This window comes from Pseudoxanthomonas kalamensis DSM 18571 (assembly GCF_010211745.1).
In the GTDB taxonomy this organism is placed as follows: domain Bacteria; phylum Pseudomonadota; class Gammaproteobacteria; order Xanthomonadales; family Xanthomonadaceae; genus Pseudoxanthomonas_A; species Pseudoxanthomonas_A kalamensis.
This window is the reverse complement of sequence record NZ_PDWQ01000001.1, coordinates 247418-267187: the sequence shown is the minus strand read 5'-3', so window position 1 is coordinate 267187 and position 19770 is coordinate 247418. Positions and strand designations below refer to the sequence as shown.

Annotated in this window: 17 protein-coding genes and 1 pseudogene; 13 read left to right on the top strand and 5 right to left on the bottom strand. The window is 68.1% G+C overall.

The genetic code is table 11. The features are described 5' to 3' along the window. Nucleotides 1-38: 38 nt before the first annotated feature. The 3 genes and pseudogenes from gpmI to CSC70_RS01180 form a co-directional block, all read left to right on the top strand. Complete coding sequence (gene gpmI, locus CSC70_RS01190; RefSeq protein WP_170293792.1) at nt 39-1586, top strand: 2,3-bisphosphoglycerate-independent phosphoglycerate mutase; 1548 nt, start codon at nt 39-41, stop codon at nt 1584-1586. Further along, on the top strand, nt 1583-2815 hold the full coding sequence (locus CSC70_RS01185; RefSeq protein WP_162454806.1) for a murein hydrolase activator EnvC family protein: 1233 nt from the start codon (nt 1583-1585) through the stop codon (nt 2813-2815). The genes gpmI and CSC70_RS01185 overlap by 4 nt, the downstream gene beginning before the upstream one ends. 94 nt (nt 2816-2909) lie before the next feature. Next, nucleotides 2910-4367 (top strand): annotated as a pseudogene (locus CSC70_RS01180) (S41 family peptidase); the annotation flags it as partial. A 382-nt stretch (nt 4368-4749) separates the two neighbouring features. Here CSC70_RS01180 and CSC70_RS01170 read toward each other — a convergent pair. Both CSC70_RS01170 and CSC70_RS01165 read right to left on the bottom strand, forming a co-directional pair. After that, nucleotides 4750-5070, bottom strand: coding sequence for a DUF1820 family protein (locus tag CSC70_RS01170; protein ID WP_162454804.1), 321 nt, complete (start codon nt 5068-5070; stop codon nt 4750-4752). 101 nt (nt 5071-5171) lie between these two features. After that, a complete protein-coding gene (locus tag CSC70_RS01165) occupies nt 5172-5870 on the bottom strand; it encodes a rhomboid family intramembrane serine protease (protein WP_162454803.1) in 699 nt (232 codons plus the stop codon). A gap of 210 nt (nt 5871-6080) precedes the next feature. Here CSC70_RS01165 and CSC70_RS01160 point away from each other — a divergent pair, with 210 nt between their 5' ends. Next, complete coding sequence (locus tag CSC70_RS01160) at nt 6081-7433, top strand: OmpP1/FadL family transporter (RefSeq protein WP_162454802.1); 1353 nt, start codon at nt 6081-6083, stop codon at nt 7431-7433. Nucleotides 7434-7508: 75 nt separating this feature from the next. Here the strand turns inward: CSC70_RS01160 and CSC70_RS01155 are convergent, their stop codons facing one another. Continuing rightward, complete coding sequence (locus CSC70_RS01155) at nt 7509-8660, bottom strand: GGDEF domain-containing protein (protein ID WP_162454801.1); 1152 nt, start codon at nt 8658-8660, stop codon at nt 7509-7511. Between the two features lie 100 nt (nt 8661-8760). Beyond that, nucleotides 8761-12012 carry a bifunctional proline dehydrogenase/L-glutamate gamma-semialdehyde dehydrogenase PutA gene (gene putA / locus CSC70_RS01150; protein ID WP_162454800.1) on the bottom strand — a complete coding sequence of 1084 codons (3252 nt, stop codon included), beginning with the start codon at nt 12010-12012 and terminating at the stop codon, nt 8761-8763. A gap of 169 nt (nt 12013-12181) precedes the next feature. Between putA and CSC70_RS01145 the strand changes: the two genes are divergently transcribed. Genes CSC70_RS01145 through CSC70_RS01125 form a run of 6 tightly spaced genes read left to right on the top strand, consistent with a single transcriptional unit; the run spans nt 12182 to nt 16908 of the window. Then, a complete protein-coding gene (locus CSC70_RS01145; protein WP_162454799.1) occupies nt 12182-12661 on the top strand; it encodes a DUF2244 domain-containing protein in 480 nt (159 codons plus the stop codon). Nucleotides 12662-12707: 46 nt separating this feature from the next. Beyond that, the gene (coxB, locus tag CSC70_RS01140) at nt 12708-13628 is read left to right on the top strand and encodes a cytochrome c oxidase subunit II (RefSeq protein WP_425501506.1); all 921 of its coding nucleotides are present in this window, start codon (nt 12708-12710) and stop codon (nt 13626-13628) included. A gap of 28 nt (nt 13629-13656) precedes the next feature. Then, the gene (ctaD, locus tag CSC70_RS01135) at nt 13657-15279 is read left to right on the top strand and encodes a cytochrome c oxidase subunit I (protein ID WP_162454797.1); all 1623 of its coding nucleotides are present in this window, start codon (nt 13657-13659) and stop codon (nt 15277-15279) included. Between the two features lie 7 nt (nt 15280-15286). Further along, the gene (locus CSC70_RS14795; protein ID WP_281349572.1) at nt 15287-15421 is read left to right on the top strand and encodes a hypothetical protein; all 135 of its coding nucleotides are present in this window, start codon (nt 15287-15289) and stop codon (nt 15419-15421) included. Next, nucleotides 15418-16005, top strand: a complete 588-nt coding sequence (locus tag CSC70_RS01130) for a cytochrome c oxidase assembly protein (protein ID WP_162454796.1) — start codon at nt 15418-15420, stop codon at nt 16003-16005. Before CSC70_RS14795 ends, CSC70_RS01130 begins: the two co-directional genes overlap by 4 nt. A gap of 24 nt (nt 16006-16029) precedes the next feature. Beyond that, on the top strand, nt 16030-16908 hold the full coding sequence (locus CSC70_RS01125; RefSeq protein WP_162454795.1) for a cytochrome c oxidase subunit 3: 879 nt from the start codon (nt 16030-16032) through the stop codon (nt 16906-16908). Between the two features lie 70 nt (nt 16909-16978). Here the strand turns inward: CSC70_RS01125 and CSC70_RS01120 are convergent, their stop codons facing one another. Beyond that, on the bottom strand, nt 16979-17197 hold the full coding sequence (locus tag CSC70_RS01120) for a twin transmembrane helix small protein (RefSeq protein ID WP_162454794.1): 219 nt from the start codon (nt 17195-17197) through the stop codon (nt 16979-16981). 101 nt (nt 17198-17298) lie between these two features. On the opposite strand from CSC70_RS01120, the gene CSC70_RS01115 reads away from it, so the two are divergent. Genes CSC70_RS01115 through CSC70_RS01105 form a run of 3 tightly spaced genes read left to right on the top strand, consistent with a single transcriptional unit; the run spans nt 17299 to nt 19761 of the window. After that, nucleotides 17299-18000 carry an SURF1 family protein gene (locus CSC70_RS01115; RefSeq protein WP_162455309.1) on the top strand — a complete coding sequence of 234 codons (702 nt, stop codon included), beginning with the start codon at nt 17299-17301 and terminating at the stop codon, nt 17998-18000. Next, complete coding sequence (locus CSC70_RS01110) at nt 17997-18572, top strand: hypothetical protein (RefSeq protein WP_162454793.1); 576 nt, start codon at nt 17997-17999, stop codon at nt 18570-18572. Before CSC70_RS01115 ends, CSC70_RS01110 begins: the two co-directional genes overlap by 4 nt. A 13-nt stretch (nt 18573-18585) precedes the next feature. After that, nucleotides 18586-19761, top strand: coding sequence for a COX15/CtaA family protein (locus CSC70_RS01105; RefSeq protein WP_162454792.1), 1176 nt, complete (start codon nt 18586-18588; stop codon nt 19759-19761). Nucleotides 19762-19770: the final 9 nt, after the last annotated feature.

Below are 19770 nucleotides of genomic sequence, written 5' to 3'. Positions count from 1 at the left end.
ACAATCGGTCGGGTCACCGAATCGATGGATTGCCGACCGTGCCAGCCGCCAGTATTGCCCGCCCCAAGCCCGTTGTTCTGCTGATCCTGGACGGCTGGGGCCACCGCGAGGATCCGGCCGACAACGCGCTGGCGCTGGCGGACCTGCCGAACTGGCGGCAACTGCTGGCGAGCTGCCCGCACACGCTGATCCATACCGAAGGCCGCTTCGTCGGCCTGCCGGACGGGCAGATGGGCAACTCGGAAGTCGGCCACATGAACCTGGGCGCCGGCCGCATCGTCTATCAGGATCTGACCCGGATCGACGCCGCCATCGAGGACGGCAGCTTTTTCGGCAATGCCGAACTGATCGCCGCCTGCGAGGCGGTCAAGGCCGACGGCGGCACCCTACACCTGTTCGGCCTGCTCTCGCCCGGCGGTGTTCACAGCCACGAGCGCCACATCTTCGCCATGCTGGAACTGGCGCAGCGGCGCGGCGTGGCGAAGGTCGCCGTGCACGCCTTCCTCGATGGCCGCGACACGCCGCCGCGTTCGGCCGAAGCCAGCCTGCGTGCGCTGCAGGCCGAGTGCGAACGGTTGGGCAACGCGCACATCGCCAGCGTCGGCGGGCGTTACTACGCGATGGACCGTGACAGGCGCTGGGACCGCCTGCGCAAGGCCTGGGACGCGATCGTTGAGGCGCAGGCCGAGCATCATGCCCCCGATGTGCTGACTGCATTGCAGCAAGCCTACGCGCGCGGCGAGAACGACGAATTCGTGCTGCCGACCGTGCTGGACGGCGCGCAGCCGATGCGCGACGGCGACGCGGTGGTGTTCATGAATTTCCGTGCCGACCGCGCCCGCCAGATCAGCGCCGCCTTCGTCGATCCCGGCTTCGACGGTTTCCAGGCGCGGCGCCCGCAACTGGCGCGTTTCGTCTGCCTGACCGAATACGACGCCAAACTGCCGGCGCCGGTGGCGTTCCCGCCGGACGACCTGCGGCATACGCTGGGCCAGGTGCTGGCCGAGGCCGGGCTGAAGCAGTTGCGCATCGCCGAGACCGAGAAATACGCGCACGTGACCTTCTTCTTCAGTGGTGGCCGCGAGGACGTGTTCGAAGGCGAGGACCGTATCCTGATTCCCAGCCCCAAGGTCGCCACCTACGACCTGCAGCCGGAGATGAGTTGCCCGGAACTGACTGCACGGCTAGTCGAGGCGATCGGTTCGGGCCGTTACGACGCCATCGTCTGCAACATCGCCAACCCGGACATGGTCGGCCACAGCGGCGTGCTGGAAGCGGCCATCCGCGCCGCCGAGGCGGTCGATGCGGCGATCGGCGCGATCGTGCAGGCGGTGCGCGCGACGCACGGCGCACTGCTGATCACCGCCGATCACGGCAACCTTGAAATGATGCGCGATCCGCAGACCGGGCAGTCGCATACCGCGCACACGGTCGGCCCGGTGCCGTTCGTCTACGTCGGTGAGCGCGCTGGCGCGCAGTTGCGCGGCGGCGGCGCGCTGCGCGACGTGGCGCCGACCCTGCTCGACCTGCTGGGCTTGCCGAAGCCGGCCGACATGAGCGGCGACAGCCTGTTCGCCGGGCAATGACCCGGTCCTGCGCCCGCAGCGTGTGCCTGGCGCTGCTGGCGATTGCGCTGGCCGCGCCGTGGGTGGCACCGGCGCAGAACACGCGCGACACCCAGAAGAAGCTCGAACGCGTGCGCGGCGAGCTGAATGCCATCGCCCGTGAGCGCCGCAAGTTGGAAGGCGAACGCGGCCAGGCCGCGCGCGAACTGCGCCGGCTTGACGAGCAGGTCGGCAAATCAGCGCGCAGCCTGGCCGAGACCGAAGCGGCGTTGCGTCGCGAACAGGTCGCGCTGGACGAAGCACGAGAGCGCAGCGAACGGTTGCAGGGCCAGTTGCAATTGCAGCGCGCGCAACTGGCTACCCTGGTGCGCGCGGCCTACATGCAGGGCGACAATCCGGCGCTGAAGGCGTTGCTTTCGCAGGACACGGTCGCCGATGCCGGCATCGTGCTGACCTATCACCGCTATCTGCAGCGCGATCGCAGCCAGCAGATCGCCGCGCTGACCGGACAGCTGCAGGACGTGCAGACGCTGCAGGCCGAGATCGAATCGCGGCAGGCCGAACTGGAAACCATCCGCCAGCGCCAGCGCGGGCAGGCGACCGAGCTGGAGAAGGATCGCAAGGCGCGCGCGAGCCTGGTCGGCGACCTGGACCAGCGCTACCGCGACCGCCAGCAGCGCGAGAAAGCGCTGGGTCAGGACGCGCGTTCGCTGGAACGGCTGTTGGCCAACCTGCGCGCGGCGGCGGCGCGCGCCGAGGCCGAGCGTCGCGCCGCCGAGCGTGCCGCCGCACAATCGCCGGCGTCCGAGGCCGGCGGCAAGCCGGCGACCAAGGTGCCGCCGAAGGTCGCCAGCGCGCCGGCGCCGAAGGTCGGTGGGCTGGGCTGGCCGCTGTCGGGCAGCCTGCTGGCGCGCTACGGCGCACGCATGCCCGACGGACGCAACAGCACCGGCCTGCTGATCGGGGCGCCGCAAGGCAGTCCAGTGACCGCGGTGGCCGACGGCACGGTGGTGTTTTCCGAATGGATGACCGGCTACGGGCTGATCCTGATCATCGACCATGGCAACGGCTACATGAGCCTGTATGCGCACAACGAAACCCTGCTGCGCGACGCCGGCGATACGGTCAAGCGCGGCGATGCGGTGGCCCGGGTCGGAAGTTCCGGTGGGCAGGGCACATCGGCGTTGTACTTCGAGCTGCGCCGCAACGGCCAGCCGGTCGATCCCGCCAGCTGGCTGCAGCGGCGCTGAACCGGTGATGATGCCGGCGCCGGGATTCCTGCGTGCCCGGCGGCGGCTCGCGCATAATCGGGTTCCGCATCCTGTTCAACCTCGGAGTTAGTGCATGCGTCGTGCCTGCCTGCTGGTCCTGCTCGCGCTGTCCGCGCACGCGTTTGCCCAGGATGCGGCCGATCAGGAGGCGAAAGCGCCGGCAGTCGCCTCCAGCGACGACCCTGACGCGGTCGAGAACCGGCCCTCGCAGGTGCCGCTGGACGAGATCCAGCGCTTCGTCACCGTGTTCAATGCGGTCAAGGAAGCCTATGTCGAGCCGGTCGAGGACGACAAGCTGATGCACTCGGCCGTGCGCGGATTGCTGCTGGACCTGGACCCGCACAGCGTGTATTTCGACCGCGCCGACGCGCAGGAATTCGATGAGCAGGCCACCGGCAGCTATGCGGGCATCGGCGTCGAGCTGTTGACCCAGCCGGACAACACCTTGCTGGTGGTGTCGCCGATCGACGATACCCCGGCTGCGCGCGCCGGCATCAAGTCTGGCGATGTCATCATCGCCATCGACGGCAAGCCGCTGCCGGAGCAGGACAGCATGGCGCCGCTGCGCGGCGATCCCGGCAGCAAGGTCAAGCTGAGCCTGGTCCGCGAAGGCAAGGCCAAACCGTTCGACGTGGAACTGGTGCGCGAGGTCATCCGCATCGCCAGCGTGCGCGGCAAGCTGCTGGAACCGGGTTACGGCTACATCCGCATCAGCGCGTTCCAGGTCGATACCGGCGCCGCGTTCCAGAAGGCGCTGGACGAGCTGCAGGCGAAAGGACGGCTGAAGGGACTGGTGCTGGATCTGCGCAGCAATCCCGGCGGCATGCTCAACGCCGCGGTGCAGGTGGCCGACGACCTGCTGGAGAAGGGCAATATCGTTTCCACCCGTGGCCGAATCGCCATCAGCGACGCGACCTACGACGCCACTCCGGGCGATCGCCTGCACGGCGCGCCGGTGGTGGTGCTGGTCGACGCCGGCTCGGCCAGCGCGTCGGAAGTGCTGGCCGGCGCGCTGCGCGACAACGGTCGCGCGCGGCTGGTCGGCAGCCGCACCTTCGGCAAGGGCTCGGTGCAGACCGTGCTGCCGCTGGGCAACGGCGACATGGTCAAGCTGACCACGGCGCGCTACTACACGCCCAGCGGACGCTCGATCCAGGCCAGCGGACTGACCCCGGACGTGCCGTTCAGGCCCGAGCAGGAGGACGCGCCGGCGTCGTTGATCGAATACAGCGAGGCGGCGCTGCCCGGGCACCTGCACGGCGACGAGGAGGGCGTCGATGATTATCGCGTCGGCGACGTGCTGGACGGCGACGAATTCATCGACCAGGCGCTGGCCGAGTTGAAGAAGCCGGTCACGACAAACCCCTGACCGGCTGCCCTCACTGCGGCGGCGCGGGCTCGGTCGCGGCCAAGCCGCAGCCCTGCGTGGCCGCCACGCCCTTCAGGAAAGCGCGGCGCATGCTGCCGGCAGCCACGGCGGAAGCCACCTTCTTCGCGTGCCGCTCGGCGCCGGACAGCTTGCGTACCCAGCTGCGGAACGGTACTACGCCTTCGGCCGTGCGCAGCAAGGCGTCGTTGGCCGCCTCGCCCAGTGCATTGCCGTCACCGTGTTCGATGCGGGCATCGATGTCGGGTCCCAGTGCCTCATCCAGTTCGGCGATGCTCGCCGCCAGCGCGGCGCAATCGGTATCGGCAGGCAGGGCATAGGGCGCCTGGCGCGCGGCCAGCAGGACCGACGGTATTTCGTCATTGAGCAGGTTCAGATCGTTCAATGGCGCACTGGCGGCGTCCTTGGCCGCCTTGCCGCCCGAGGACGCGCAGCCGCTCATGGCAAGCATGCCTGCAACAAAGAAGAGAATCGTGGGTCTGTGCATGCGATCGGCTCCCTGCCGGATGTGTGGAGCGTCCGAAGCTCAGCGCGGCTTGGCCGGCAACGGGAACGGCGTAACCACTTTCTCGCCGCTTTGCGCATCGCGGATCACCGCCTGGCCCTTGCGTTCGACTTCTTCCACGCGAACGATGCTCTGCATCGGCAGGTGCAGCACGCGGGTACCGGCGAACTCGTCGCGCAGGCGTTCCTCGGTCGGATCGATCACCACCCCGTCGTGCACGTCGAACACCAGTTCGCCGACTTCGGTGAAACCCCACAGGTGGCTGGCGCCGATGTGGCGGGCATACAGCTCGTAGATCTTGCCGGCGTTGAAGAAGGTGACTTTGTACAGGGACTTGGCCATGAAGGATGCGACGCAGTGAATGATGCGATGGTGGAATGCCTTGGCATTTTGGGGCACGTGGCCGCGGATGCAATGCCGGCCGGACCTCGGCCGGATCCGGTTCAGTAGCCCTTCTGCTTGCGCAGGCGGCGGGCAATGGCCGCGCGCACGAACAGCGCGTACACCACGCCGAACAGGAAACCGGCAATGTGTGCCGACCACGCCACCGCGCCGAAGGCCGGGCCGATGTAGGCGAATACCACCTGCAGCAAGGCCCAGATGCCGATCAGCAGCGAAGCCGGGGCACGGACGAACTCCAGGAACAGGCCCAGCGGCAGGACCACGCCGAGCCGGGCGCCGGGAAACAGCGCCAGGTAGGCGCCGATGATGGCCGAAACCGCGCCGCTGGCGCCGATGATGACCTGGTCGGGCGCGGTCGCGCCGACCGTCAGCACCGCCGCTAGGTTGGCGGTGGCCCCGCCCAGCAGAAACAGCAGCAGGTAGCGCCAGGCGCCCATCACCCGCTCGGCGGGCAGGCCGAAGATCAGCAGGAACACCAGGTTGCCCAGCAGGTGGGCCCAGTCGGCGTGCAGGAACAGTGCGGTGAACAGGCGCAGCACGCTGCCGTCGTGGATCGAGGCGCGCCAGGCGTCCCAGGACGGCTGTACGCCCGACAGCACCCCCCAGTCCAGCAGCAGGTCCGACCGCATTTGCTGCGAGCGCGTGAGTCCCCACAGGAAGGCGGCCCACAACAGCACCAGCAGGAGCGGCGTGGCCCAGCGGATCGAGGGTTTGTTGCGGGATGGCAACGAAACGAACATGCGGGAACTGTAGCCGTTGGGTGTGATGCCTGTCGTGAAACCACTGTCTTTCAGGCATTTAGCTGCGATTGTTATTGTTGCGTTAGCAGGAAGGGGTATACTGGCATACGGCGTCGTATGTCGGGAGGGGCTTCCGGCAGGGACAGGGATGCGGACATCGCCTCCGGCCCCAGACGTGGTCGTTCCACATCAAAATTCCGGAGAGTTTCCATGCAGTTCGCAACCACGATTTCCCGCGTTTCCCTGTTGGCGGTCGGCATTGCCGGCGCGCTGGCCTGCGGTCAGGCGCACGCCGCCGCCTTTCAGCTGAAGGAAAACAGCGCCAAGGGCCTGGGCCGCGCCTTTGCCGGTTCGATCAGCGCGCCGGGCGATGCCTCGGTGGTGGCGACCAACCCGGCCGCGATGAGCGGTCTGGACGGCCGTCAGGTGCAGGCCGACCTCAGCGTGATCAGCTTCAGCGCCGATTTCGAGGGCGAAGGCAGCTATCTGAACGGTTTCGGCGGCCCGATCGGCGGCAGCGACGGCGGCGACGCCGGCAAGGTCGCACCGGTGCCGGCGGCCTATTTCCACGTGCCGTTCGGTGAAGACGACAACATGCATTTCGGCATGTCGCTGACCGCGCCGTTCGGCTTCGCCACCGAATACGACAACGACTGGATCGGCCGCTACAACGCCACCAAGACCGAACTGGAAGCCGTCGACCTCGGCGTGGCGTTCTCCTACGACGTCAACCCCTACGTGTCCTTCGGCGCGTCGGTGTTCGTCGAGCACCTGAGCATCGAGCTGGCCAATGCGGTCGACTTCGGCACCATCCTGTACACCGGCGGTGCGGCCCAGCTGGGCTTCGCGCCCGGCAACGCCGACGGCTACGCCACCATCAAGGGCTCCAACAACGAGATCGGCTTCACCATCGGCGCCTTGCTGAGCCCGAGCGAAGACACCCAGATCGGCCTGAGCTACCGCTCCAAGGTCGAGCACGAGATCGACGATGGCAAGGCCGACTTCACCGTTCCGGCCAACGCCGCGGCGGTGCTGGCCGCAGTGCGCCCGGGCTGGTTCGTCGATGCCGGCGGCAGCGCCACGGTGACCCTGCCGGCGGTGGCCACCCTGAGCGTGACCCACAAGGTCAACGACAAGTGGTCGGTGATGGGCGACCTGTCGCGCACGGCGTGGAAGCCGGCTTTCGACACGGTGATCGTCGATTACGCCTCGCAGCAGGACGACACCGTGCTGGAGTTCGGCTACGACGACACCACGTTCTTCTCGCTGGGTGCCGAATACCGCTACAGCAACACGCTGACCTTCCGCGGCGGCGTGGCCTACGACGAAACCCCGACCTCGTACGCGCACCGCGACGTGCGGGTGCCGGACGAAACCCGCAAGTGGCTGTCGCTGGGCCTGAGCTGGACGCCGTCGGAGTCGATGGAATACAACGTTGGCTACACCCACCTGTTCGTCAACGACGCCAACGTCAGCACCACCTCGTCGACCGCCAACCACATGATTGGCGCTTTCGACGTCGGCGGCGACATCCTGGCGGTGTCGGTCAACTACAAGTTCTGATCGCCGCTTTCGTTCTCGCGAAAACCCCGCTTCGGCGGGGTTTTTCGTATGTCCGTGCGGGAACCGGCTGGCGGGTTACAGCCGGCGCAATACCACCCGGTTGCGGCCCAGACGCTTGGCTTCGTACAAGGCGTCATCGGCCACCTGCATCAGCGCTTCGGTCGAACGCGAGCCGGACGAGACGCCGAGGCCCAGGCTGACGCTGATCCGCTCGGGGCTGATTTCCGCCAGTTCCAACTTCTCCACCGTGCGCCGGATCCGTTCGGCCAGCACCTGGGCGTACTCGCCGCTGATGTTGCGCGACACCACCACGAACTCCTCGCCGCCGACGCGCGCGAACAGGTCGTCGTTGCGGATGCAGGACAGCACGGCGTCCGAGAAGGCGCGCAGTACGGTATCGCCGGCCTGATGCCCGTAGCGGTCGTTGATCTGCTTGAAATGGTCCAGGTCCAGGGCGATGACCGCCATCCCGTTGGACTTGATCGTCAGCGGCACGTGATCCTGCAGGCGCGATGTCAGGCCGCGCCGGTTCAGCGAATTGGTCAGCGGGTCGAACAGGGCGCTGCGCCGCAGCGACTCGGCGGCGCGGAAGCTGGACAGCATCAGCATGCAGAAGTTGAGCATGTACCAGGTGGCCAGATCGATGTTGACCCAGTCCTGGTTGGGGCCGTAGGTGCCGGCGAACGCACGGTACAGGTCGTTGCCGTACAGCCACAGCAGGATCGCGCAACCGGCCATCATCAGCCGCGCCGGCAGCCGCCCGGGCGGCGCATCGATTCGCCGCAGTTGCCAGATGATCAGGCTCAGCGCCAGCAGTTCGGCGGCGCTCATCGCTGCACCTTGCGCATCGGTGCTGCCGCCGAAGGCGAACCAGGCCGCGACCGAGAACCCCGTGCAGACCAGGACCAGCGCGAGGTCCTGGCGGCGGGTGCCGCGCTGCTGCACGAATTGCGCCATCGAGCCGGCCAGCAGGGCCAGACCGATGCAGGCCATCACGCCGCCGACATTGGTGGCCCAGTAGGCGGCCTGCGGGTCGCCGAGCTGGACGAACAGTTCGGCGACGCCATCGAGCAGGGTCGCTCCCAGCGTGTACAGCAGGTGGCCGAATCCCCACAGGGTGATGCCGTGCTGGCCCTGGGCGACGTGGGCCACGTAGCGGAACAGCCCCAGCAGCAACAGCGCCAGGATGCTGTCGCTGAACAGCAGCGCGTAGAAATCGGTGGTCATCGATGGCAGTCCATGTCCATGAAGCGGCGTCCTAGCCGCCGAACGAACGCGGCAGGGAAGGCGTCGATGGCATGCGAAGTTCTTCCGCCGTGTTCAAACCTCAGTCCCCCAGGGTCAGCAGCGAGGCGTTGCCGCCGGCCGCGGTGGTGTTGACGGTCAGCGTCTTCTCGGTGGCGAAGCGGTGCAGGTAGTGCGTGCCGCCGGCCTTGGGACCGGTGCCCGACAAGCCCTGCCCGCCGAACGGCTGCACGCCGACCACGGCGCCGATCTGGTTGCGGTTGACGTAGACGTTGCCGACCTTGACCCGCGCGGCGATCCGTTCGATGGTCTCGTCGATCCGCGAATGCACGCCCAGGGTCAGGCCGTAGCCGGTGGCGTTGATCGCGTCGATGACCGCATCGAGGCGGTCGGCCTTCCAGCGGATCACGTGCAGGACCGGGCCGAACACTTCGCGCTGCAGTTGCGAGAGCGAGGCCAGTTCGTAGGCGCGCGGGGCGAAGAAGCTGCCGTGCGCGGTGGCCTCGCCGGCTTCGGCGCAGGCGATCGGCCGGGCTTCGCGATCCATGCGCTCGGCATGCGCCTGCAGGATCTGCAACGCATCGTCGTCGATCACCGGGCCGACGTCGGTGGACAGCAGGCCCGGATCGCCGACCGCGAGTTCGGCCATCGCCCCGGCCAGCATGGTCATCACCTTGTCGGCGATGTCGTCCTGCACGTACAGCACGCGCGCGGCCGAGCAGCGCTGGCCGGCCGAGGTGAAGGCGGAGGCCAGCGCGTCCTTGACCAGCTGCTCGGGCAGTGCGGAGGAATCGGCGATCAGCGCGTTCTGGCCGCCGGTCTCGGCGATCAGCACCGCGATCGGGCCGCCGTCGCGTCCGGCCAGCGCGCGGTTGATCGCGCGCGCGGTCTCGGTGGAGCCGGTGAAGGCGACGCCGGCGACGCGCGGATCGGCGGTCAGGGCGGCGCCGACGGTCGCGCCATCGCCGGGCAGGTACTGCAGCACCGCCGGCGGAATGCCGGCCTCGTGCAGCAGCTTCACCGCCTGATGGCCGATCAGGCTGGTCTGCTCGGCCGGCTTGGCGATCACGCTGTTGCCGGCAGCCAGTGCGGCGGCGATCTGGCCGGCGAAGATCGCCAGCGGGAAATTCCACGGGCTGATGCAGACGAACACGCCGCGGCCGCCGAGTTGCAGGGCGTTGGACTCGCCGGTCGGGCCGGGCAGCACGGTCGGGGCACCGAACTCCGCGCGCGCCTGGCCGGCGTAGTAGCGCAGGAAATCCACCGCTTCGCGCACTTCGGCGACGCCGTCGGGGAGGGTCTTGCCAGCTTCGCGGGTGCACAGCGCGATGAACTGCGGCATGCGCTGCTCCAGCAGGTCGGCGGCGTGTTCCAGGATGGTCGCGCGCGAGGCCGCGGGGGTCGCGTCCCAGCCCGGCTGCGCGGCGACCGCGTTCTGCAGCGCCTTCTCGACCGTGGCCGCATCGGCGGCCTGCCATTGGCCGACGCGCTGGCGGCGGTCCGCGGGATTGGTCACGGCGATCGCCGGGCCGTCGATGATCGCGCCCGGTACCAGCGGCGCGGCGCGCCAGTCGCTGGCGACGGCGCCGATCTGTTCGGCGAGCGCGCGCAGCTGGTCGTCGTTGGCGAGGTTCACGCCCATGGAGTTGCTCCTGTCGAGGCCGAAACTGCGGTACAGATCGACCGGCAGCGGAATGCGGGGGTGCGGGATGGATTCGAAGCCGGACACGACTTCGACCGGATCGCGGACCAGGTCGTCGATCGACACGTCCTCGTCGCTGATGCGGTTGACGAAGCTGGAATTGGCGCCGTTCTCCAGCAGCCGCCGCACCAGATACGGCAGCAGGTCCTCGTGCGAGCCGACCGGCGCATACACGCGGCAGGGCACGTCCAGGCGGTCGGCAGGAATGACCTCGGCATACAGGTCGTCGCCCATGCCGTGCAGCTTCTGGAACTCGAAGCGGTGCGGCGTCCCGGTCTCGCGCGGCCCGAGCAGTGCGTTCGCCATCCGGTGGATCGCGGCGATGGTCTGCGCATTGTGGGTGGCGAACATCGGGTAGATCGCATCGGTGTTCGACAGCAGGCGCGCGGCGTTGGCCTGGTAGCTGACGTCGGTATTGGGCTTGCGGGTGAACACCGGGTAGGTCGGCAGGCCGTCGACCTGGGCGCGCTTGACCTCGGCGTCCCAGTAGGCGCCCTTGACCAGTCGCACCGGGATGCGGCGGCCGTGGCGGTGGGCGAGGTCGGCGATCCAGTCGATCACGAACGGCGCCCGCTTCTGATAGGCCTGCACGACGATGCCGAAGCCGTTCCAGTCGGCCAGCGAGGCATCGCCCCAAGCGGCCTCGATCACGTCCAGCGACAGTTCCAGCCGGTCGGCCTCCTCGGCATCCACGGTCAGGCCGATGTGGTGGCGCCTGGCCTGCTGCGCCAGCTGCAGCAGCCGCGGGGCCAGTTCGGCCAGCACCCGCGCGCGCTTGGCGTGCTCGTAGCGCGGATGCAGCGCCGACAGCTTGACCGAGATCGACGGTGCGGTGATTTCGTCGGCAGCGTGCTGGCCAGGAGCGCGGCCGCTGCCGCCGATGGCGTCGATCGCGTCGGTATAGGCCTTGAAATAACGGTCGGCGTCGCGCCGGGTCAGCGCCGCCTCGCCGAGCATGTCGAACGAATAGCGATAGGCGGCGTTGCCGCCCTTGCGGCTGCGCGCCAGCGCTTCGCCGATGCTGCGGCCCATGACGAATTGGTGGCCCATGATCCGCATGGCCTGGCGTACGGCCAGCCGTACCACCGGCTCGCCGATGCGGCCGACCAGACGGCGGAAGGCGCCCGGCACGTCGGCCCGGGTCAGGTCGTTCAGGCCGACCAGACGGCCGGTCAGCATCAGGCCCCAGGTGGAGGCGTTGACCAGCACCGATTCGCTCTGGCCCAGGTGCCGCTCCCAGTCGGCTTCGCCCAGCTTGTCGCGAATCAGCTTGTCGGCGGTGTCCTGGTCGGGGATCCGCAGCAGGGCCTCGGCCACGCACATCAGCAGCACGCCTTCCTCGCTGCCTAGGTCGTACTGCTGCATGAAGGCCTCGATCGCGCCCTGGTCCTGCGCCCGCGCGCGGACCCGCTGCACCAGCTCGGTTGCGGTGGCGCGGATCGCCGTGCGGTCGGCATCGCCCCAGCTGGGGGCCGGCTGGCGGGCGGTGGCGAGCAGGCTGCGGACGTGGGCGGCCTCGTCGAGCGCCCAGCCGGCCGTGATCGCCGCCCGCAAGGGGGCGAACGGCGGTTCGGGCCAAAACAGGGAGTCACCTGTCCCGGGATCGGGGCTGGCGGGAGAAGTGGCGGTCATGTACCCGTTACCGGCAAATCCGGGAGCGCGCTATTGTAATGCCAGTGTGCTTGACGGGCGTTCAGCAAGCGGTATGGTGCATTGCGTCAGATCAGTGCGGCTTGCTGCCGGCTGTGGCCGCCGGCTACCATTCAGGTGTTTCCGCGATGGCGGCGGCGCGGGTGGCGACATGATCGAAGTGGTTCCGGCAGGTCCCGAGGGAGCAGGTACGCAGATACGCCTGCGTCCGCCGCGGGCGCTGACGGCCCACCAGTTCAAGGCGCTGTTCGTCGGCCTGGCCGGGGTGATGTGGGGGGTGGCCGGACTGGGATGGCTGGCCGGAAACGCCTTCGCCCCCGTGTTCGCCTTGCTGCATACCGCGCTGGTGGCGGCTGCATTGCGTTGGCTGTGGCGCGCTGGCGAGCGCGACGAGGTCATCGTGATCGGCCCGGAACAGGTGGAGGTGCGGGGGTCCGCGTCCTCCGCCCCGGCGTTCCATGCGCACCCGTACTGGGTGCGGTTGGGGGCTGGACGGAGCGGCGAGCAGGTCGTGCTGTCCAGCCGCGGAAAACAGGTCGAGGTCGGCGCATTCCTGGGCGCCGGCGAACGCCGCGAACTGGCGGCGCGATTGCAGGAACTACTGGCGGCCGCTGGCGGCCGCAACCGATGACACAGCGTACAGGGTCTAGGCAATGAGGCAATCGAAAGCAGTCAAGATGTGGTCGAAAGGCATGGCAGCAGTTTCGCTGCTGCTGGCGCCGGTGCTGGCATGGGCGCAGTCGGCCGATCCCAAGCCCTGGCAGCTGAACATGGGCCGCGGCGTCACCGAGTCCTCGCGGCACGCCTACGACGCGCACATGATCACCCTGTGGGTCTGCGTGGTGATCGGCCTGATCGTGTTCGGCGCCATGGCCTATGCCATGTACAAGTTCCGCCACTCCAAGGGCGCGACGCCGGCCAAGTTCAGCCACAACACCACCGCCGAGATCATCTGGACCGTGATCCCGGTACTGATCCTGGTGGTGATGGCCTGGCCGGCCACGGCCAAGCTGATCGCCATGTACGATACCCGCGAGTCGGAGATGACGGTCAAGATCACCGGCTACCAGTGGATGTGGAAGTACGAATACCTGGGCGAGGGCGTCGCCTTCACCAGCCGCCTGGACCGCGAATCCGACCGCATCCGCCAGAGCGGCGAGCAGCCCGACGCGGAAGGCAACCCGCACTACCTGCTCGACGTGGACAATCCGCTGGTGCTGCCGGTCAACACCAAGGTCCGTTTCGTGCTGACTGCCGACGACGTGATCCATTCCTGGTGGGTGCCGGCGCTGGGCTGGAAGCAGGACGCCATTCCCGGGATCATCAACGAAGCCTGGACCGACATCCTCGAGCCGGGGATCTACCGTGGCCAGTGCGCCGAGTTGTGCGGCAAGGATCACGGCTTCATGCCGATCGTGGTCAAGGCCGTGCCGAAGCCCGAATTCGAGCAGTGGCTGGCATCGAAGAAGCCGGTTACGCCCGCCGAACCCGTTCCCGAAACTCCCGCCGAGCCCGCGCCCGCCGAGGAATCCGCCGCACCGACCGAGGCTGCGCCGACCGCGCAGCAGGCCCCCGCCGCCGCCGTTTCGGCCGGCTGATCGAACGCACATACAGAGGTAGCCGCCCATGTCCGCGACCCATCCCGAATCCGTCGACCACCATGACGATCACCATGGCCACAAGCAGAGCTTCGTCGAGCGCTGGTTCTTCTCGACCAACCACAAGGACATCGGCACGCTGTATCTGATCTTCAGCTTCGTCATGTTCATCATCGGCGCGGCGATGAGCGTGATCATCCGCGCCGAGCTGGCGGTGCCGGGGCTGCAGTTCGTCAAGCCCGAGTTCTTCAACCAGATGACCACGGTGCATGCGCTGGTGATGATCTTCGGCGGCGTGATGCCGGCCTTCGTCGGCCTGGCCAACTGGATGATCCCGCTGCAGGTGGGCGCGCCGGACATGGCGCTGCCGCGGATGAACAACTGGTCGTTCTGGATCATGCCGTTCGCCTTCACCCTGCTGCTGCTGACCCTGGTCCTGCCGGGCGGCGCGCCGGCCGGCGGCTGGACCCTGTACCCGCCGCTGTCGCTGCAGGGCGGCGCCAACGTCGCCTTCACCATCTTCGCCATCCACATGATGGGCATCAGCTCGATCATGGGCGCGATCAACATCATTGCCACCGTGCTCAACATGCGCGCGCCGGGCATCGACCTGCTGAAGATGCCGATCTTCTGCTGGACCTGGCTGATCACCGCCTTCCTGCTGATCGCGGTGATGCCGGTACTGGCCGGCGCGGTGACCATGCTGCTGACCGACAAGTTCTTCGGCACCAGCTTCTTCAACGCGGCCGGCGGCGGCGACCCGGTGATGTACCAGCACATCTTCTGGTTCTTCGGCCATCCCGAGGTCTACATCATGATCCTGCCGGCGTTCGGCGTGGTCAGCGAGATCATCCCGACCTTCAGCCGCAAGCCGCTGTTCGGCTACCAGGCCATGGTCTATGCCACCGCGTCGATCGCGTTCCTGTCGTTCATCGTCTGGGCGCACCACATGTTCACGGTGGGCATGCCGCTGGGCGGCGAGATCTACTTCATGTTCGCGACCATGCTGATCGCCATCCCGACCGGGGTGAAGGTGTTCAACTGGGTCAGCACGATGTGGAAGGGGTCGATCAGTTTCGAGGCGCCGATGCTGTGGGCGATCGCCTTCGTGATCCTGTTCACCATCGGCGGTTTCTCCGGCCTGATGCTGGCCATCGTCCCGGCCGACTTCCAGTACCACGACACCTACTTCGTGGTCGCGCACTTCCACTACGTGCTGGTGACCGGCGCGCTGTTCTCGATCATCGCTGCGGTGTACTACTGGTGGCCGAAGTGGACCGGACGCATGTACAGCGAGAAGGCGGCCAAGTTCCACTTCTGGTGGACGGTGGTGTTCGTCAACCTGCTGTTCTTCCCGCAGCACTTCCTCGGCCTGGCCGGCATGCCGCGCCGCATCCCGGACTACAACCCGGTGTTCGCCGAGTGGAATCTGGTCAGCTCGATCGGCGCGTTCGGCATGTTCCTGACCCCGTTCATGATGGCCGGCATCCTGTGGTGGTCGCTGCGTTCGGGCGAGAAATCGCCGGCGCGCTCGTGGGAGACCGCGCGCGGGCTGGAGTGGACCGTGCCTTCGCCGGCGCCGCACCACACCTTCAGCACTCCGCCGGTGATCCGCGAAGGCGACTTGGCCCACGGCGACGCCGGCCACTGATCCGGCGATGACCGCACCCGTGCGCCCCGACGACGATCTGGCCGTGCGCCGCAAGCGCGCGGTGCGCACCGCGCTGGTCGTCGGCGCGATCGCGGTGGGAATCTACCTGGCCTTCATCCTCTCGGGGGTGCTGGGCGCATGAGCGAGGTTCGCGCCAATACTGCGGGGCTGGGCCGGCTGGTGGCGGTTGCGCTGGGCGTGTTCGTGCTGAGTTTTTCGCTGGTGCCGCTGTACCGCATCGCCTGCGAAAAGGTGTTCGGCATCCGTCTGGACAACACCGCAGCCGATGCCGCGGGCTTGGCTGCGGCGGTCCCGGCCGAGCGCATGGTGACGGTGGAATTCGACAGCGGAGTCAACTCGAAGCTGCCGTGGTCGTTCCACCCCAACCAGACGCGGATGCAGGTCAAGGTCGGCGAGCTGTACGAGACTACCTACTACGCCCACAACGACAGCGACCGCGCCATCGTCGGCAGCGCCACGCCCTCGGTGGCGCCGGCGCGCGCGTCCGGGCATTTCATCAAGACCGAGTGCTTCTGCTTCACCGCGCAGACCCTGCAGGCCGGCGAAACCCGCGACATGCCGGTGCGCTTCATGATCGACCGCGATCTGCCGGCCGACGTCAATACCGTCACCCTGTCCTACATGTTCTACAAGAACGACACGCTGACCTCGCGCCTGGACGCGGGCGCCGGCGCGTCGACTGCTTCGCCGCACGCGGCACCGTAACCGAACCCGCACCCGGAACCCGTCATGGCCCAAACGCATTCCACCGACGCCAACATCTACTTCGTGCCGCACAGCAGCAAGTGGCCGTTCGTGGGCTCCATCGCCCTGTTCACCACCATGATCGGCGTGGCCAGCTGGCTCAACGAGACCGGTTGGGGCAAGTGGGTGTTCTTCGCCGGCGCGTTGATGATGATCGCGACCCTGTTCATGTGGTTCGGCGACGTGATCCGCGAATCGGTCTCGGGCAACTACAACAAGCAGGTGGACGTGTCCTTCCGCATGGGCATGGTCTGGTTCATCTTTTCCGAGGTGATGTTCTTCGCCGCGTTCTTCGGCGCGCTGTTCTACGCGCGCCAGTTCGCGTTGCCGTGGCTGGGCGGGAACGGCGACGGGGTGATGACCAACGACCTGCTGTGGCAGGGCTTCAGCAATGCGTGGCCGAGCAACGGCCCGGGCTCGATCGGCGGCCACTTTCAGACCATCCCGGCGTGGGGCCTGCCGCTGATCAATACCCTGATCCTGCTGACCTCGGGCGTCACCATCACCATCGCCCACCATGCGCTGAAGGCGGGCGAGCGCGGCAAGCTGCTGTTCTGGCTGGGCGCCACGGTGCTGCTGGGCTGCACCTTCCTGTACTTCCAGGCCGAGGAGTACATCCACGCCTACCACGAGCTGAACCTGACCCTGGGTTCGGGCATCTACGGTTCCACCTTCTTCATGCTGACCGGCTTCCACGGCGCCCACGTGACCCTGGGCACGATCATGCTGGCGATAATCTGGCTGCGCTGCGCGCGCGGTCATTTCGACAAGGACAACCACTTCGGCTTCGAGGCGGTGGCCTGGTACTGGCACTTCGTCGACGTGGTCTGGCTGGGCCTGTTCCTGTTTGTCTACGTCCTGTAAGCCGGCGATTCCGCCGCGCACGACGGGCCGGCCTAGCCGGCCCGTTGCGTCTGCGGGCCCCGCGACCGGATCAGCCGCCGATGCCGTGCGGCTTGATCCAGCCGCTCCAGATGCCCAGCATGACCAGCAGGATCAGTCCGACCGACAGCGCGATGCGGCGCGTCAGTGCATTGACGGTGCGTTTGCTCTGGCCCTTGTCGACCAGCAGGTAGTACAGGCCGGCACCCAGGTTCCAGACGATCAGGATCAGGAAGGCGATGATCAGCAGTGTTTTCAGCGAATCGCTCATGGTGTCATCGTGCCTCGGCTGCCGGTGCGTGTGACGCCATTATTGCAGCCTGCCGGAAGCGCGGCGTGAGCGGGCACCGAAGCCGCCTGTGGTTCGGCTGGATGCTGGCGCTGGCGGGCATCGCGTTGTTCTGCAGCCTCGGCATCTGGCAACTGGGCCGGGCGAAGCAGAAGGAAGCGATGCTGGCGGCAGTGCAGCAGGTGCTGGCCGAACGCCGGCCGCAACCGATGGCGCTGGCGGCCGATGCTGTCCGTGCCCATGAGTACGACTGGGTCGCGGGCAACGGGCACTTCGCCGACGCGCCGGCCGTGCTGCTGGACAACCAGTTGCGCGAAGGCCGCGCCGGTGTGCGCGCCTACCGGTTGTTCGTGCCCGATGTCGGGACGCCACTCTTGGTGGAACTGGGCTGGCTGCCATTGCCGGCCGACCGTCAGCTGCCCGAGATCGCGCGACCAGCCGGTGCGCAGCGGCTGGCGGGCCTGCTGTTGCCGCCGCCGTCGGCCGGCATCGCCAGTGCGGTCGCCGACGCCCAGCCCGGCGGCCAGTGGCTGGCCACCAGCCTGACGGCGCCCGGCCTGCCGGCCGCGCTGGGCGTGCCGGCGCTGCCGCCACGGGTCTTGCGACTGGATCCAACGCTGCCGCTGGGCTATGCGCGCGATCTGGACGTATTGCCGAACACATTGCCGCCGCAGCGGCACCTGGGCTATGCGGTGCAGTGGTTCGGGCTGGCGCTGACGGTGCTGGTCACCGCCTTGCTGCTGAGCCTGCGGGGCCGCGGCAGGCATGAGAAAATGCCGCCATGACTTCGACTCCCGATGCTGCGGCCGGACGGCGCCGCGGGCGCTGGGGCCTGCTGGCCCTGCTCGCCCTGTTCCTTGGTCCGATCCTGCTGGCGATGGTGCTGGGCTGGTTGCAGATGGCGCCGCAAGGCACCCGCAACAAGGGCCAATGGCTGAAGCCCTATCTCGACCTGCGTGCCGAAACCCCCAGGCTGGCCGATGGCAGCGAGTATCCGTGGCAGCCGCAGCAGCGGTTGTGGCGGCTGGTCGCGCTGGCCCCGGCCGATTGCGATGCCGGCTGCCGGGCGACCGCCACCGACCTGGACAAGGTCTGGCAACTGTTCGGGCGCGAGGCCGATCGCGTGCACATCCTGTGGACCGGGCCGTTGCCGGACCCGCGCGGCGCTTCGGCGGAGGCCTGGCGTTCGCTGCCGGCCGATGCCGACTGGCTGCAGAAACTTCCGCGCACCGGCGAAACGGCCGGGGTGCCGGTGTACATCGTCGATCCGAATGGCTTCGTCATCCTGCGCTACGCGCCCGGCTTCGATCCGGCCGACCTGCGGGCCGACATGGCTCGGCTGCTGAAACTGATGTGAGGCCCGAGCGGCGATGAGCGAACCCGTCGAAAACGTCCAGCCGCCGGTGATGTACCGGCACCTGCACCGGCTGGCCTGGCTGGCGACCCTGCTGGCGCTGTGCGTGATCGTGTTCGGCGCCTTCGTGCGCCTGTCCGATGCCGGATTGAGCTGTCCCGACTGGCCGACTTGCTATGGCCGCGCGACCTGGCCGCAGGCGGCGCAGGAGGTCAGCGACCACGCCGCCTCGGCGATCCGCCCGTTCGAAACCCACAAGGCCTGGCGCGAACAGGTGCATCGCATGCTGGCCGGCACGCTGGGCGTGCTGGTGCTGGTCATCGCCTTGCTGGCCGCGCGTCGGCGCCGCTGGGGCCTGGCCCAGGTGCTGCTGGCCGCGGGCCTGGTCGGGGTGGCCATCCCGCTGTACATGCAGGGCGAACACGCGGCGGCCTCGGTGCTGGCCGTGCTTGGTGAGGCTGTGCTGTTGGCGGCGGCGCTGCGCTGGTCGAACCTGGACCTGGCGCGCGCGGCGGCGCTGACCTTGGCGGTGATCATCTTCCAGGCCCTGCTGGGCATGTGGACGGTGACCTGGCTGCTGAAGCCGGTGGTGGTGATGGGCCACCTGTTGGGCGGGCTGACCACCTTCGCCCTGCTGGTGTGGATGGCTTGGCGCGCCACCAACCTGCCGATCCACCTGGCCGGGGTCGGCACGCTCAAGCGCTGGGTGCTGCTGGGCCTGCTGTTGCTGGGGGTGCAGATCGCGCTCGGCGGCTGGGTCAGCGCCAACTACGCGGCGCTATCCTGCGGCGCCGGCAGCTGGGGTGTGCAGAACTTACCGCAGTGCGTTGGCCAATGGTGGCCGCCGGCGGATTTCCGCGAAGGCTTCGTACTGTGGCGCGGGATCGGCGTGGACTACGAAGGCGGCGTGCTCGACGGCGCTTCGCGCATCGCGATCCAGATGGCGCACCGGCTGATGGCGCTGGCGGTGTTCGGCTACCTGCTGTGGCTGGCCACGCGCCTGCTGCGCACGCCCGGTCTGCGCGGCTGGGCGGCGGCGCTGGTCGTGCTGCTGCTGGCGCAGGTGTCGCTGGGCATCCTCAACGTCAAGCTGGCACTGCCGCTGCCGGTGGCGGTGCTGCACAACGCCGGCGCCGCGATGTTGCTGTTCGTGCTGGTCTCGCTGCTGGCGCGGCTGCGCGCGCCGGACTGAAGGACCGGG

Excerpts from the sequence above, each read along its gene's own strand:
- CSC70_RS01125 (WP_162454795.1), top strand. The coding sequence starts at position 16,030 with ATGGCCCAAACGCATTCCACCGACGCCAACATCTACTTCGTGCCGCAC.
- CSC70_RS01105 (WP_162454792.1), top strand. The coding sequence starts at position 18,586 with ATGAGCGAACCCGTCGAAAACGTCCAGCCGCCGGTGATGTACCGGCAC.
- CSC70_RS01145 (WP_162454799.1), top strand. The coding sequence starts at position 12,182 with ATGATCGAAGTGGTTCCGGCAGGTCCCGAGGGAGCAGGTACGCAGATA.
- CSC70_RS01130 (WP_162454796.1), top strand. The coding sequence starts at position 15,418 with ATGAGCGAGGTTCGCGCCAATACTGCGGGGCTGGGCCGGCTGGTGGCG.
- CSC70_RS01115 (WP_162455309.1), top strand. The coding sequence starts at position 17,299 with ATGCTGGCGCTGGCGGGCATCGCGTTGTTCTGCAGCCTCGGCATCTGG.
- CSC70_RS01155 (WP_162454801.1), bottom strand. The coding sequence starts at position 8,660 with ATGACCACCGATTTCTACGCGCTGCTGTTCAGCGACAGCATCCTGGCG.
- putA (WP_162454800.1), bottom strand. The coding sequence starts at position 12,012 with ATGACCGCCACTTCTCCCGCCAGCCCCGATCCCGGGACAGGTGACTCC.
- CSC70_RS01160 (WP_162454802.1), top strand. The coding sequence starts at position 6,081 with ATGCAGTTCGCAACCACGATTTCCCGCGTTTCCCTGTTGGCGGTCGGC.
- coxB (WP_425501506.1), top strand. The coding sequence starts at position 12,708 with ATGTGGTCGAAAGGCATGGCAGCAGTTTCGCTGCTGCTGGCGCCGGTG.
- CSC70_RS01170 (WP_162454804.1), bottom strand. The coding sequence starts at position 5,070 with ATGGCCAAGTCCCTGTACAAAGTCACCTTCTTCAACGCCGGCAAGATC.
- CSC70_RS01185 (WP_162454806.1), top strand. The coding sequence starts at position 1,583 with ATGACCCGGTCCTGCGCCCGCAGCGTGTGCCTGGCGCTGCTGGCGATT.
- CSC70_RS14795 (WP_281349572.1), top strand. The coding sequence starts at position 15,287 with ATGACCGCACCCGTGCGCCCCGACGACGATCTGGCCGTGCGCCGCAAG.
- CSC70_RS01110 (WP_162454793.1), top strand. The coding sequence starts at position 17,997 with ATGACTTCGACTCCCGATGCTGCGGCCGGACGGCGCCGCGGGCGCTGG.
- CSC70_RS01120 (WP_162454794.1), bottom strand. The coding sequence starts at position 17,197 with ATGAGCGATTCGCTGAAAACACTGCTGATCATCGCCTTCCTGATCCTG.
- ctaD (WP_162454797.1), top strand. The coding sequence starts at position 13,657 with ATGTCCGCGACCCATCCCGAATCCGTCGACCACCATGACGATCACCAT.
- CSC70_RS01165 (WP_162454803.1), bottom strand. The coding sequence starts at position 5,870 with ATGTTCGTTTCGTTGCCATCCCGCAACAAACCCTCGATCCGCTGGGCC.